This window comes from Salinicoccus jeotgali (assembly GCF_039538805.1).
Taxonomy (GTDB): Bacteria; Bacillota; Bacilli; order Staphylococcales; family Salinicoccaceae; genus Salinicoccus; species Salinicoccus jeotgali.
The window spans coordinates 1-13,373 of the sequence record NZ_BAABCK010000065.1 but is presented as its reverse complement, the minus strand read 5'-3'; the positions used below and the strand labels follow the sequence as shown (position 1 = coordinate 13,373).

The 13,373-nt window shown below is 41.5% G+C and carries 13 protein-coding genes, 1 pseudogene and 2 riboswitches; of the genes and pseudogenes, 10 read left to right on the top strand and 4 right to left on the bottom strand.

Features of this window, described 5'->3' with window-relative positions:
* Positions 1–58: 58 nt before the first annotated feature.
* A riboswitch (SAM riboswitch) is annotated at positions 59–154 on the bottom strand.
* Between the two features lie 128 nt (positions 155–282).
* The 3 genes from ABD734_RS09710 (at position 283) to ABD734_RS09700 (ending at position 1,915) form a co-directional block, all read left to right on the top strand.
* A complete protein-coding gene (locus tag ABD734_RS09710; RefSeq protein ID WP_344703779.1) occupies positions 283–1,029 on the top strand; it encodes an alpha/beta hydrolase in 747 nt (248 codons plus the stop codon).
* 92 nt (positions 1,030–1,121) lie between these two features.
* A riboswitch (guanidine-I (ykkC/yxkD leader) is annotated at positions 1,122–1,217 on the top strand.
* A gap of 46 nt (positions 1,218–1,263) precedes the next feature.
* Complete coding sequence (locus ABD734_RS09705; protein WP_344703848.1) at positions 1,264–1,599, top strand: DMT family transporter; 336 nt, start codon at positions 1,264–1,266, stop codon at positions 1,597–1,599.
* A gap of 1 nt (position 1,600) precedes the next feature.
* Positions 1,601–1,915: a DMT family transporter gene (locus tag ABD734_RS09700; RefSeq protein ID WP_344703777.1), complete on the top strand. Its 315-nt coding sequence runs from the start codon at positions 1,601–1,603 to the stop codon at positions 1,913–1,915.
* 95 nt (positions 1,916–2,010) lie between these two features.
* On the opposite strand, the gene ABD734_RS09695 is transcribed toward ABD734_RS09700, so the two are convergent.
* The gene (locus ABD734_RS09695; RefSeq protein WP_344703775.1) at positions 2,011–2,361 is read right to left on the bottom strand and encodes a YflT domain-containing protein; all 351 of its coding nucleotides are present in this window, start codon (positions 2,359–2,361) and stop codon (positions 2,011–2,013) included.
* A 188-nt stretch (positions 2,362–2,549) separates the two neighbouring features.
* Between ABD734_RS09695 and ABD734_RS09690 the strand changes: the two genes are divergently transcribed.
* Positions 2,550–3,863, top strand: a complete 1,314-nt coding sequence (locus ABD734_RS09690) for a Na+/H+ antiporter family protein (protein ID WP_344703846.1) — start codon at positions 2,550–2,552, stop codon at positions 3,861–3,863.
* 60 nt (positions 3,864–3,923) lie between these two features.
* Positions 3,924–5,294, top strand: a complete 1,371-nt coding sequence (locus ABD734_RS09685) for an MATE family efflux transporter (protein WP_344703773.1) — start codon at positions 3,924–3,926, stop codon at positions 5,292–5,294.
* A 60-nt stretch (positions 5,295–5,354) separates the two neighbouring features.
* Here the strand turns inward: ABD734_RS09685 and ABD734_RS09680 are convergent, their stop codons facing one another.
* On the bottom strand, positions 5,355–6,713 hold the full coding sequence (locus tag ABD734_RS09680; RefSeq protein ID WP_344703771.1) for an aldehyde dehydrogenase: 1,359 nt from the start codon (positions 6,711–6,713) through the stop codon (positions 5,355–5,357).
* A 294-nt stretch (positions 6,714–7,007) separates the two neighbouring features.
* Between ABD734_RS09680 and ABD734_RS09675 the strand changes: the two genes are divergently transcribed.
* From ABD734_RS09675 to ABD734_RS09665, 3 genes are all read left to right on the top strand, one after another.
* On the top strand, positions 7,008–7,190 hold the full coding sequence (locus ABD734_RS09675) for a hypothetical protein (protein WP_344703769.1): 183 nt from the start codon (positions 7,008–7,010) through the stop codon (positions 7,188–7,190).
* A 117-nt stretch (positions 7,191–7,307) separates the two neighbouring features.
* Positions 7,308–7,841 carry an NADPH-dependent FMN reductase gene (locus ABD734_RS09670; RefSeq protein ID WP_344703767.1) on the top strand — a complete coding sequence of 178 codons (534 nt, stop codon included), beginning with the start codon at positions 7,308–7,310 and terminating at the stop codon, positions 7,839–7,841.
* A 50-nt stretch (positions 7,842–7,891) separates the two neighbouring features.
* A complete protein-coding gene (locus ABD734_RS09665) occupies positions 7,892–8,674 on the top strand; it encodes an N-acetylglucosaminidase (protein WP_344703765.1) in 783 nt (260 codons plus the stop codon).
* A gap of 14 nt (positions 8,675–8,688) precedes the next feature.
* On the opposite strand, the gene fdhD is transcribed toward ABD734_RS09665, so the two are convergent.
* Complete coding sequence (fdhD, locus tag ABD734_RS09660) at positions 8,689–9,483, bottom strand: formate dehydrogenase accessory sulfurtransferase FdhD (protein ID WP_425568407.1); 795 nt, start codon at positions 9,481–9,483, stop codon at positions 8,689–8,691.
* 519 nt (positions 9,484–10,002) lie between these two features.
* Here fdhD and ABD734_RS09655 point away from each other — a divergent pair.
* Together ABD734_RS09655 and glnA are read left to right on the top strand one after the other, a co-directional pair.
* Positions 10,003–11,343 (top strand): sodium-dependent transporter, encoded by a 1,341-nt coding sequence (locus tag ABD734_RS09655; RefSeq protein ID WP_344703761.1) that lies wholly within the window; start codon positions 10,003–10,005, stop codon positions 11,341–11,343.
* 219 nt (positions 11,344–11,562) lie between these two features.
* Positions 11,563–12,897, top strand: a complete 1,335-nt coding sequence (gene glnA / locus ABD734_RS09650) for a type I glutamate--ammonia ligase (RefSeq protein WP_344703759.1) — start codon at positions 11,563–11,565, stop codon at positions 12,895–12,897.
* 360 nt (positions 12,898–13,257) lie between these two features.
* Here the strand turns inward: glnA and ABD734_RS09645 are convergent.
* A pseudogene (locus ABD734_RS09645) lies at positions 13,258–13,373 on the bottom strand (IS30 family transposase); the annotation flags it as partial.

Below are 13,373 nucleotides of genomic sequence, written 5' to 3'. Positions count from 1 at the left end.
AGATAATATATTAAAATTAAAAAAGAGTCTGCCCAAAGATAAAGGGAGACTCTCGAGTCGCTCATCTTTCAGGACATGCCTGTTGGATTTAGCACCTTACTTAAAAGGTTGCCGGGTTTCATAGGGCCAATCCCTCCACCGCTCTTGATAAGTGAATATTGAATTAAAAGCTATAATACTATAGTCAGTATTTAATTGTCAAATATTTTAAAAAACTTTAAAAATGTTTGGTAGAGTTCCTAATAAGGAAAACGAAATAAAATAACGAAAAGGGGAATGAGCATGAAGATTGTCAAACCTGCTCCTATATATCATGAAGGTGGTTATAGAGCGATCATCCTATTGCATTCTTTTACGGGTACAGTAAGAGATGTGAAAACCTTAGCAGAACATTTGAAGAATGAAGGCTATACGGTATTGGCGCCCAGTCTGGCAGGACATGGCACGGGTCCCGATGCAATGGCGGAAGTTGGTCCTCGAGATTGGTGGCAAGATGTAGAAAAAGCTTATGATAACCTCAAGAAAGATGGCCATGACGAAATTGCGGTTGCTGGTGTCTCTCTTGGGGGACTCCTTTCCTTGAAAGCGGGCGAAGAGCTTGAAGACATAAAAGGAATAGTGGCGATGTCGGTGCCTATGGATAAGGATAGTGATGGCATCAACAGAAGATTGATAGATTACACGCGGAATTTCATGAAGTTCGTTGGGCATTCGGATGAAGAGATAGAAGAAAAGGTTAAGGAAATTGAAGAAGCGCCTATGGAAGGTCTAAAAGATTTCAAAATAATGATGGATGAAGTACATGGACGGTTAACGGAAATCGATGTGCCCGTATCGATAAAATACGGTGAGAAGGACGCTGAATCCTATAGACATAGTGCGCAGCAGATTTATGATGAACTGCAGATCGATGAGAAACATATCAAAGGATATTCAGATACAAGCCATCTCATGACTCGTAGCCGGGAACAGGAAACACTCTTTGAAGACATTACCAGATTTATGGATGGTCTCCCGTGGAAGCGCTAAAAATATCGACGATATAGCTGCAAAGTGAATGACTCCAAAGCTCGTGCGCTTGAAAATCTCTAGGAAACCAGTTAAACTTTACATTAAATTCATATGAAGCCGTCTAGGGTTCCGCCATCTAAATGGGACTGGTCCAAGAGATGGCGCATGAGCGGATCATGACACGGAGGGATAAAAGCCTGGGAGAGAAATCTATTTTCTCCCAGGCTTTTTTTACGGACTAGGAGGAGAATGATGAATATACAATGGATAAAAGTATTTATTGCGAGTGTTTTTGAAGTGGGTTGGGTGATTGGTTTGACCCATTCAACTTCATGGTATCATTGGCTGTTTACAGGCATTGCAATTTTTGTCAGTTTCTACTTGATGATTAATGCGGGGGAATATCTACCTGTAGGTACAGTCTATGCGGTTTTTGTAGGACTGGGTGCATTTGGGACTGTGCTCTCTGAAATCATCTTATTTGGGGCGCCCTTTATACCATTGAAGATCACTTTGATTTCATTAATATTGGTGGGTGTAATAGGTTTGAAGATAGTTACAGATGACAAGGAAAGGCAGGGGGATTAGTATGGCGTGGATATCACTTATAGTTGCCGGAATGTTTGAAGTATGTGGTGTGCTATCTATCAATAAATTGCATAAGGACAAATCGCTTCCTGCCTTGTTGCTCCTTCTCCTATGCTTTGGCCTGTCTTTCTTCTTTCTGGCAGTCGCACTGGAAACATTGCCGATGGGAATGACATATGCAGTGTGGACAGGGATAGGAGCTTCAGGAGGGGCACTTCTTGGAATGTTCTTCTTCGGAGAATCTAGGGATTGGCGTCGCATATTGTTTATACTATTGATTATTTCTGCCGTTGTAGGACTGAAACTTATTTCCTAGGAACCGTCTAGGATCAGCGGGAGCTTTAGTTAAGCTGTTCAAAGACGAGGGATGTAGAAGTAGAGGCCGCTTTCAATAAAGGCGGCCTCTACACATCAGTCTAGATACTTTTCCAGATCGGTATTATTTGTCACGATTAAAACTGTCTCCCCCTCATTGGAACTAGTTGCATAACGCTCGGCTTCATCTTCGCTGAAACCGAAATCCTGGAACTGTTTTCTCATGGTTGTATCCTTGTCTTCTAAAGTAGCTTTTATACTTTCTTTGACTCCCATTTCAATGACACCGGCTGTGTTGATGCCCATCTTGCTGACAATTTCCTTGGTATAATCATAATCATATGAAAGGATATAGATATCACTGCGATTTACATCGTTATTGATAAGCGTGTCTACGGCCTGTTGGAAGACATCCTGATCTTTATAGAGTCTAATGAATGGTTTCATGAAATTTCCTCCGATCCATTTACATAATTCCTATTAAGTTCCCGGTAGACAATCCACCTAAACATAAGAACTCCCACCATAATTTTAAGCTACATTTACAAAAGTGTGGCTATATACAAACATTGACAAAACTTTGGCCACTCTTTAGTATTACAATATTATAAATCCCAAAGAACGGAAGGTGTCTGATTGTGAACGCAGTCCTTATAGCAGTACTGGTAATGATATTATTGAGCCTCTTCAGATTGAACGTAGTATTGGCCCTTTTCATAGGCGCGCTTGCTGGTGGACTTGTGGCCGGTATGGGGTATGGAGAGGTTATCAGCATTTTTACGGAAGGAATCGTTGGTGGTGCAGAAATAGCATTGAGCTATGCATTGCTTGGCGGATTTGCAGCTTTAATCGCCTATAGCGGCATCACTGAAGTGCTGGTGGGTTTCATCATCAGAACCTTGAAAAAAGAGCAATCCAAGAAAGCACGGATTGTCGCCAAAGTGTCGATTGTTTTTGCTTTGTTGGCAATCTCCATAATGAGTCAGAACTTGATTCCGGTACATATTGCCTTTATCCCCATATTAATCCCACCTTTGTTGAGTCTGATGAATGAACTTGGATTTGACCGTCGTCTCATCGCAGTCGTTTTGACTTTCGGATTGACTTTTCCCTATGTTGTACTGCCGATCGGGTTTGGACAAATATTCCAGAATACCATCGTGACCGGGTTCCAATCAGCAGGGGTGGACATTGCTTTTAGCGAAGTCGCTCCTGCGCTTATTATACCGGCGGCTGGCTTTGTAGCAGGGCTGGCAGTGGCACTGTTCTTCTATAGGAAACGCCGTTATTATAAAACGATTGAAATTGGTGACGACACACCTAAACAAATCAACAGCAAGACCATAACCATTGCGATAATCGCAATCATTATAACATTCAGTGTTCAAATAATGACCGATTCCATGATATTTGGGGCGTTGGCTGGAATAATGGTCTTCTTCTTATCTTTCCAGTTCAAATGGCAACAGCTTGATGATGAATTGGTGTCCGGCATTAAAATGATGGCGTATATCGGCATTGTAATGCTTGCAGCAAATGGATTTGCGTCTGTCATATCAGAAACCGGACATGTCAATTCATTGGTTGATGGCATCGCAGGTGCATTGGAAGACCAAAAAGTCCTGATAGTCATTTCGATGCTTCTCGTTGGACTTGTCGTCACTATGGGGATAGGATCATCATTTGCTACAATACCGATCATCTCAAGCATTTTTATTCCGATGGGGATGGAACTTGGACTATCGATTACTGCCATTATTGCAATCATTGGCACCGCTGGTGCTCTTGGAGACGCAGGCTCACCTGCTTCCGATTCGACACTTGGCCCGACGGCAGGGTTAAGTGCAGATGGCCAGCACAATCATATATGGGACACTTGTGTACCCACCTTCGTTTTCCTTAATATCCCAGTCCTCATTGCCGGATTTGTTGCAGGAATGGTTCTATAGGTTGGTGGAAAGCGTCTGCTGTACAAATAGTGGATTAATGGAGAGTTGAGGAGTGACGGAATGTATCATACAGAATCTAAAAGAGAAATGTGGCAGCAATTCATCACGATATTATGGCCGATACTGATAACACAGGTGCTGCTATATTCCATGAACTTGGTCGATACGATGATGTCGGGAAGGGCAGGGGTGGCTGACTTGGCAGGGGTGGCAATTGGTTCTAGCTTTTGGGCCCCTGTTTCCACTGGGATCAATGGCGTTCTTTTAGCCGTTACAGCGATTGTTGCACAACTGTTAGGTGCTGGCCTGAAAGATGAAGTGAATCACACAGTGAACCAAGCGATGTATATTGCCGCTGCTTTAACTGTTTCCGTGGCTGTATTAGGTTTCTTTTTCCTCGATGACTTGTTGGTTCTGATGTCATTAGATGCTTCAGTTCATGATATTGCGTACAAATACCTTGCAGCCCTTTCTACAGGTATACTGCCGTTATTCTTATTCAGTGTATTGCGCAATTTCATTGATGCACAAGGTTTAACGCGTATATCGCTATACGTTATAGCGACATCATTACCGTTGAACGTACTCTTCAACTATGCATTCATATTCGGTAAATTTGGACTGCCGGCACTTGGTGGTGTAGGGGCAGGTGTTGCCACAGCGATTACTTATTGGCTGATATTATTCATCGCAGCCGGCATGGTCTTGAAAGTCGAGAAGTTGAAAGACTTTCAAGTACTAAAGCGGTTCACTCTGCCTGACTTCAGCGTCATAGGCCATCATCTTGCAGTCGGCATACCGATTGGCATACTTATATTTGTAGAAACGAGTATCTTCTCAATGATGACACTGCTGATTGGTATCATGTTCACGACGGAAATCATTGCTGCGAACCAGATTGTCTTGAATTTTACAACGATGCTCTTCATGCTGCCACTCAGCATCTCGATGAGCATGACTATTGTTGTTGGCTTTAGTGCAGGCGGGGGACGATTTGAAGAAGCAAAACTATATAGGACGATGGGAGTTGCTTCGAGTCTTGGGTTGGTAGGTGTGGCTTCCATCATACTGTACTTATTCAGGGAACCCATTTCATATCTGTACACCAGAGATCCTGATGTGGTTATGATAACGATGCCGCTATTCCTGTTTGCCATTGTCTACCAGTTTTCTGATGCTTTGCAGGCAGCTTTCCAAGGTATATTGAGAGGTTATAAGGATGTAGTCTGGCCTTCCATCATTGCAATCGTATCCTATTGGTTTATAGGAATGACTACAGGATATATTCTTGCTGCCTATTCAGCGTTCGAATTCTACGGACTCTGGATTGGAATCATAGCAGGGTTGACTTGTGCAGCCATTGGATTTTATTTACGTCTCAGGCTTATTGAGAAGAAGAAATTACAAGAGCATCTACAAGAGGGATTATAGGTATTCAATTGAAATTGAGTATAAGAAAATAAAGGCGGATGCTTTGGCATCCGCCTTTATTTATTTCCATATATACTTGATGACTTTTGAGAAGATTTTTGAACTGGGATATCTGAATGGGAAATCAAAACAGGTTGTCTGGTCAAGCACACTCTTTTTATGTGTAAAGGTATCGAATGAATATTTGCCATGGTAATTTCCCATACCGCTGTTACCGCGTCCACCAAATGGGAGATGTGGATTGGCCAGATGAAAGACGGTATCGTTTATTGCACCACCGCCGAAAGGAACAGCGCGCACTACACGCTTGGCTTCAGACTTTTTATCAGTGAATATATAAAATGCCAATGGGTCGGGGAGGTCTCTTACATCTAATAATGCTTTATTCAGTGAATCGAATTCAAGGACAGGGAGTACTGGGCCGAATATCTCCTCCTGCATCGCTGGGTGATCAAAATCAGCATTGTCTATAATGGTAGGCTCGATGGCAAGATCATTGCTGAAGGAGCGCCCGCCGTAAATGATATCTCCTTGTATAAGACCTTTTATTCTGTCGAAGTGGTTTTTGTTTACAATGCTCATGTAACGCCCTTTATTGAAGTCTTTGTCATAGAATTTCCTTGTGTAATACTTCATGTGGGTGATTAGTTGCTCTTTTACTTTCGAATCGACATAGACAAAGTCTGGTGCCACACAAGTTTGGCTGGCATTTAGAAATTTACCCCAAACAATGCGCTTAGCGGCTAATTTGATGTTGGCATGCCGCGTTACTATGGCAGGAGATTTCCCCCCCAGTTCTAAAGTGACCGGCGTCAAATGTTGTGACGCTTTCTCCATTACAATTTTCCCGACATGTGAGCTACCGGTATAGAAGATATAATTGAAAGGGAGATCAAGGAGTTCCTGATTGGTCTCTATTCCGCCTTCAACAGAAGTGACATGTTTTTCTGGAAAAGCCAGTGCCATAATATGGGTGATGACTCGGCTCACATGAGGTGTATGTTCTGAAGGTTTCAGAATTGCTGTGTTACCGGCTCCAAGAGCACCAATAAGTGGTGATACGGTGAGATTGAATGGATAGTTCCACGGTGCGATAATCAGCGTTACTCCGAAAGGCTCTTTGTGGATTTTAGAAGTTGAGCCAATATGTGTTGGAGGTGTCTTAACTTTCTCCGTTTCAGCCCATTCTTTGAGATTTTTAATGGTGAAATTGATATCGTTGTAGACATAGCCGATTTCAGTCAGATATGCTTCAGATTCGCCCTTGTTGAAATCTGCTTTCATAGCTTCAAGGAGCATTTCTTCATGGTACTTGATGCTGCGTTTTAACTGCTTGAGCGCTTCTATTCTGAAAGGTATAGGAAGCGTTTTTCCGGTTTGGAAAAATTGCTTTTGTCTTGCGAACAATGATTCAATCATTCAATCACTCCTTCTTCATATATTTAAACCCTACCCGTTTGTACCTTTAGTCAGTCATTTTTCATTAAGGTAACAATCTATATAGAATACGTATGTTCAATTGGAAATCTACTACATTTACTTAATTTTTCTTATTGAAGGCATTGTTTTACGGAGACATGTATACTTTATAGATGCATGTGACCTTATCTTGTGGATTCCTAACAGATGTATCTTCTTTAAATTACCCTATAAAGATGGACTTGTGGTATAATTAATTCTAATCTTACGAAATTGATTGAGGAAGGTGAATGTATGGATATTGGTGTAAACTTCGATCTGATGACCGAAAAATTGACGGCTTATCAAATAGGTAGGGCGGTCGACATTTCTGTTGATCAGGCTCAATCAATAATAGATGGCGATGTAAAGATTCATGAATTAGATGAAGAAACAGTGGCAAAACTAAAAAATTTAAACGATAAATTGATGAACTGAGGTCGGCTGCTGCCAATCTCAGTTTATTTAATACAACCTTTGACGGGTATAATTTAACTGCCTATGATGCTATCATGATGTATAAATGCAAAATAATGGGCAAAGGAGTCTTTCGAGATGAACTTATTGATTCTTTCAGGGAGTGCTTTTCCTGGTTCTCATACACGTTCAGTTGCAGAAACTATTGAAAGTCTCGTAGGACAACCAGAACATGAAGTCACGCATATAGATTTGCGGGAGTTAGACATCCCGATCTTCGGGCAAGGTAAGACGGATGATACAGAGTATTTGAAGCGCCTTGTGGAAGATGCGGATGCGGTCATTATCGGCACACCAAATTATCACACTTCATTTTCCGGAATATTGAAGAACGCATTGGATCATTTATCGATTGATGAGTTCGAGATGAAGTTCGTGGCACTATACTGCAACAGCGGTGGCATGCGGAATTCCGATCCCCTTACGCAACTCAGAATGGTCATGAGAGGGGTTCATGCGATGGTGATCCCAACTCAAGTCTGTACATGCAACGAAGATTTTGAAAAGACTGAAACAGGGTATACACTTAAGAATGAAGCACTCAGAGAACGCTTGAGCGTGATGGTTGATGGATTGATTAAACAATCTAATTCAGAGAGGGTGAGCATCTGATCTTCAGATGCTTTTTTAGATGGATAAACTGGATGTATGGAGAAAAATAAATGAACAAAAAACAAAGAGAGAATATACCTATTTTGATACTGATGGGTATCATAGCGATATTTTTCTTGTCTTTTGTGGATTCGGAGACGAACTTTATCAAAAAAAATAAAGATTCAAATTCATTCGAAGATGCTTTGGATAGACAGCTTTCAAGCGATGCGCTGCATTTAAAATTACAGGAAGGGGCCACTCGAAAAGCAACACCGGAAGAAATCGAAATGGCGATGGAATTACCTGGAGATGGCCTTCATTACCAATTTTTGGTGCTGACAGAATCTGTGGAGACATCAACAGAGGAACTGGATGAAATTCTAGAAGGTAAAGGGATATTGGAAGGACAGGGCGGGGCTTTCATGGAAGCCCAGTCCAGGTACGGAGTGAACGCATTATATCTCATCAGCCATGCACAATTGGAAACAGGAAATGGACGTTCACAGCTTTCTCAAGGCCAGGAACTGGAAGGGGAGCGCTATTACAATTTCTTTGGTATTGGGGCATTTGATTTTGAAGCTGTAGAGGCAGGAACGAGCTATGCAGTACGTGCAGGATGGAATGAACCGGAAAAAGCGATTTTAGGAGGGGCTGATTTCATCAAAAACAACTACTTGGATAAGGGTCAAAAGACCCTCTATGCAATGCGGTGGAATCCTGAATCTCCAGGCGATCATCTTTATGCTTCCGATATCGAGTGGGCGAGTAAAATCGGCAATATCATGAAGGGGCATTATAGACAGTTGGATCTGGAAGGTCACAACTTCATCCAAGATTATTATGATGAATAAGAAAAGAGTCCAGCCTAGTAGCTGGACTCTTTTCTTATTCGCCAAGGGTGGCTGTAAATATTGAAAGAATCTCCCCTTATAAATCCAACTGCAGTAATATTCAAATCTTCAGCCATCTTTATGGCTAGATTCGTAGGAGCGGACTTGCTTAAAACAATACCGACACCAATTTTAGCAGCTTTTGTCAACACTTCCGATGAGATCCGGCCGCTGAATATGAGTACCTTATCTTTTACGGAAATACGGTTCGTGAGGCAATGACCGTATAGTTTATCCAGTGCATTATGCCTGCCGATATCTCCCCGATGGAGAAAGGCGCCATCTTTAGTGCCAAGGCTTGCGTTGTGGATACCACCGGTCTTCTTGAAGATCATACTGCTAGATTGCATTTCTTGCATTAAACTGATGCATGCAGAAGGGGTAAGTGTGGTTCGGGACATTGAGATTTTAGTGGTTTCCGCATCATTCTGGAAATAGAATTGCCGGCTTTTACCACAGCATGAGCCGAGCACTCTCTTTGAATAGGTGAAGTGATCGGTCACGACTTCATGAAACAGTCGGACATGACAGAAGCCACCTCTGTCATCCAAGTTTATTGATTCAATTTCATTAAAATGCCTAATGACACCTTCGGAGGCAAGAAATCCAACCACCAGTTCTTCGAGGTGCTCAGGAGAGCACACCAGTGTAGCAAATTCGATATCATTTATATATATTGTGAGAGGGAATTCTTCAACGAGTGTATCCTCGATGTTTGTAATCCCTGCACTGTCGTAGCGGGTAATGGATCGCTTGGTCGTAATTTTCAAGGCAGTTTCCCTCCTCATCTTCGTGTTAAAAACGAATTCGTTCCTGCACCAACAACTTTGCCATTTCACATTTTCACCTATTATCTAACACTGCTTTTTTCTGGAATGAAAGTCAGTATATCTATGACTAGTTTAAAGCACAAATGGACTTATTAGTAACTAAACTGCTCTTTTATCACCATGCAAAACATGGCAGATCTGTCACTATTGCTTGACTTCATTTAGAATAGTCATGACCTAATATAATCATAAATGAATTTCAATCATCAGCATACCTAAAATTATTTGCTGGTGGCAAGAGTATCCTGATACTGATAAATTTATAATTCATATTCTAGGAAATAGGGCGGATAATGTTCGATATGATGATTTAAAAATGATACAGGCAATAGAATATTCATTGGACTATAACAGTCGATTTATGATGCAGAGTATTCAAACATCTGGAATATGTGCTAATATATTAGGAACTGTATGTGTAAAATCATATTGAATATACCTATAAAGTGAGGTTAGTGTATGAATAGTTCCAGATGGGGATCTAAATTAGGTTTTGTGCTCGCTGCAGCAGGTTCAGCAATTGGCTTGGGCGCGCTTTGGCGTTTTCCGTACATGACAGCTGAGCACGGGGGTGGCGCTTTCCTTCTTGTCTTTCTTCTAATGACACTTTTTATCGGCATGCCGCTTCTTCTATCAGAATTCGTCATAGGTAGAGCCAGTCAGCGTAATCCCATTGAAGGATTCGAATACCTCGGAGGGAAAAAATATTACCGTATATTCGGTTGGCTTGGTAATATTGGTGTCTTCCTGCTTTTGTCTTTCTATAGTGTCATCGGAGGTTGGATTCTGATATATCTGGTCATAGCACTCGGAGAGAGCATCAATATGATTCAGATTGACAATTATGGGGCGGCTTTCGAAGGCATAATATCCAACCCGCTCTATGCTGTGATCGGGCAAGGTGTTTTTATCTTCCTGACAGCCTTTATAGTGGCAAAGGGTGTACAAGAAGGGCTTGAGCGCGCATCTAAAGTGATGATGCCCCTCTTGTTCATTCTATTTTTGATTGTAATCATCCGTTCCGTAACTTTACCGGGAGCTGTGGAAGGAATCTCATTTTTCCTGACGCCAGATTTGAGTGAAATTGATTCGACCGCAATATTATATGCATTGGGTCAATCATTCTTTGCTTTGAGTATAGGTGCAACGACTATGATCACTTATTCTTCCTATCTTGGAGAAGAGCATAATCTGACTAAATCAGCGCTTTCCATTGTTCTTATGAATGTAACAATATCCATAATGGCAGGGTTGGCAATATTTCCAGCAATTGCATCTCTTGGCATGGAAGCAGCAGAAGGTCCAGGGCTCGTGTTTATAGTGCTACCTCAAGTATTTGCCGAGATTCCTCTTGGATTTCTATTCTATATTCTGTTCCTTGGAGCATTCCTGTTTGCGACTTTGACTTCTTCAATTTCCATGATTGAGATAAATGTGGCGAATGCGATAAAGGGCAATGAGAGGAAACGCCGCAGTATGGCTTATATATTCGGTTTCTTTGTATTTTTAGCCGGTATACCTTCTGCCCTCTCCTACGGAGTTTTGAGTGATGTATTGATATTCGGCAAGTCGATATTCGATAGCGTGGATTTCCTGGTCTCAAACATCATGTTGCCAATCGGAGCGCTTGTCTCCACTCTGTTCGTCGGATTTGTAATTGACCGCCGTGTCACCATGCACCAGCTCAATGTCGATAAAACTAGTGGTATGTATGGTTTCTACAAATTGTGGATGGTTATGCTCAGGTTTGTATTACCTGTCATAATATTGATAGTCTTTGTAGTAAGTATAGTAGGATAAATAATCTAAAGACCGTTGATTGAAGAACAATCAACGGTCTTTGTCTTATGACGTCATCAGTTTTAGATTGAATTTATGTTAGATTTCTGAAAAATCATGTGCTAGTATATTAATATGATTTGGGAAGCGGACATTTTGGTGGAACATCAACTGCTGTAATGACGTATATGATCAAATTTCAATGCAGATAAAGTCTTATAATTTATGGGAGAGTGAATAATGAGTCAGAGAAAAAAGCAGGACATCATCAACATGGCGCAAAAAGAAAACGTCAGGTATATCCGTCTACAGTTTACAGACATTCTCGGAACCGTCAAGAACGTTGAAGTGCCGACAAGCCAACTGGGTAAAGCGCTCGATGGAGAGATGATGTTTGATGGCTCTTCAATAGAAGGCTTCGTTCGAATTGAAGAGTCTGACATGTATCTTGTTCCAGACTTGGATACTTGGAGTGTTTTTCCATGGACCGCTGGAAAAGGTAAGGTCGCAAGACTCATTTGTGATATTTATACGATAGAAGGCCAACCCTTTGAAGGAGACCCAAGATCTAATTTAAAACGTGTGCTGAAAGAAATGGAAGAGCTGGGCTATAGTGCGTTCAACTTAGGGCCTGAGCCTGAATTCTTCTTGTTCAAACTAGATGATAAGGGTCAACCGACTACTGAACTTAATGATCAGGGAGGCTATTTTGACTTAGCCCCGACGGACTTGGGGGAGAATTGCAGAAGGGACATCGTACTGGAATTGGAAGATATGGGTTTTGAAATAGAAGCGTCACACCATGAGGGTGCTCCAGGACAACATGAAATCGACTTTAAGTATGCGGATGCCATTACTGCATGCGACAACATACAGACTTTCAAGCTCATAGTCAAAACTGTTGCGAGAAAGCATGACCTTCATGCAACGTTTATGCCGAAGCCGATATTTGGTGTAAATGGTAATGGGATGCATTTCAATGTATCGCTATTTAAAGGGAAGGATAATGCTTTCTATGATGAGAGTGAGGCTTCGGGCCTTAGTCAGGATATGTCCTACTTCATGGCAGGAATTCTAGAGCATGCACGAGGATTCACAGCCATCTGCAATCCCATCGTAAACTCCTATAAAAGATTGGTGCCAGGCTATGAAGCGCCAAGCTACGTGGCTTGGAGCGGTAAAAACAGGTCACCATTATTGAGGATTCCATCTTCCCGAGGGCTTTCAACGCGTGCAGAAATCAGATCCGTAGATCCAGCAGCTAATCCATATTTGGCATTGGCGGTCATACTAAAAGCTGGGTTGGAAGGAATCAAAAATGAAGTGGAACTTCCCGAGCCGGTCAATGTAAACCTCTATGAGATGTCTCGTGCTGAGAGGGAAGCTGTAGGAGTTGAAGACTTGCCTTCTACGCTTTATACAGCTTTGAAGGCACTTAATGAAGACGAGATTGTGAAAGAGGCACTTGGAAACCATATTCATAAGCATTTCGATAAAAACAAAAGTTTGGAATGGGAAATGTACCGTTCACAAGTAACGTCATGGGAATTGAAGCATTATTTAAAACAATACTAAAAATACGGGGCGGGAGCCCCGTATTTTTCATTTAATAATGGCAGTCGTTATAACGACCGGCATAATAACGGGCATAAATATTTTTTTGTTTCTCCATAATACGTGGTTTTTATCGGTAACGTAATGCGATATCAAGAGCGACAAATATGGTGGCGTTATAATCAGGTGGATATATTAAAAAGATTAACATCAAAAAGATGATTTGATATAAATCTTTAAAATTGCTCAGCCTCTAGAGTGGGGTTACGAACCTATTGAGGTGTACCCAGTTATCTGTGTGACAATGCGGAATGCTATCGCGGAAGAGGAAATTTTTATCTTATGATCAATTTTGGGATAAGAGGGATATTATTTCGTTTGTCAAAATAAGCTAGACAGTTCCTTTTCACCCATGTAACTCAAAAAGACTTCCAATGGTGTCCGGTAGTTCAATGATTTTCTCGGTATGTGGTTTCTTCTTGAAGCGACAGACGAGA

Excerpts from the sequence above, each read along its gene's own strand:
- glnA (WP_344703759.1), top strand. The coding sequence starts at position 11,563 with ATGAGTCAGAGAAAAAAGCAGGACATCATCAACATGGCGCAAAAAGAA.
- ABD734_RS09655 (WP_344703761.1), top strand. The coding sequence starts at position 10,003 with ATGAATAGTTCCAGATGGGGATCTAAATTAGGTTTTGTGCTCGCTGCA.
- ABD734_RS09685 (WP_344703773.1), top strand. The coding sequence starts at position 3,924 with ATGTATCATACAGAATCTAAAAGAGAAATGTGGCAGCAATTCATCACG.
- ABD734_RS09670 (WP_344703767.1), top strand. The coding sequence starts at position 7,308 with ATGAACTTATTGATTCTTTCAGGGAGTGCTTTTCCTGGTTCTCATACA.
- ABD734_RS09680 (WP_344703771.1), bottom strand. The coding sequence starts at position 6,713 with ATGATTGAATCATTGTTCGCAAGACAAAAGCAATTTTTCCAAACCGGA.
- ABD734_RS09675 (WP_344703769.1), top strand. The coding sequence starts at position 7,008 with ATGGATATTGGTGTAAACTTCGATCTGATGACCGAAAAATTGACGGCT.
- ABD734_RS09705 (WP_344703848.1), top strand. The coding sequence starts at position 1,264 with ATGAATATACAATGGATAAAAGTATTTATTGCGAGTGTTTTTGAAGTG.
- ABD734_RS09665 (WP_344703765.1), top strand. The coding sequence starts at position 7,892 with ATGAACAAAAAACAAAGAGAGAATATACCTATTTTGATACTGATGGGT.
- ABD734_RS09700 (WP_344703777.1), top strand. The coding sequence starts at position 1,601 with ATGGCGTGGATATCACTTATAGTTGCCGGAATGTTTGAAGTATGTGGT.
- ABD734_RS09710 (WP_344703779.1), top strand. The coding sequence starts at position 283 with ATGAAGATTGTCAAACCTGCTCCTATATATCATGAAGGTGGTTATAGA.
- ABD734_RS09695 (WP_344703775.1), bottom strand. The coding sequence starts at position 2,361 with ATGAAACCATTCATTAGACTCTATAAAGATCAGGATGTCTTCCAACAG.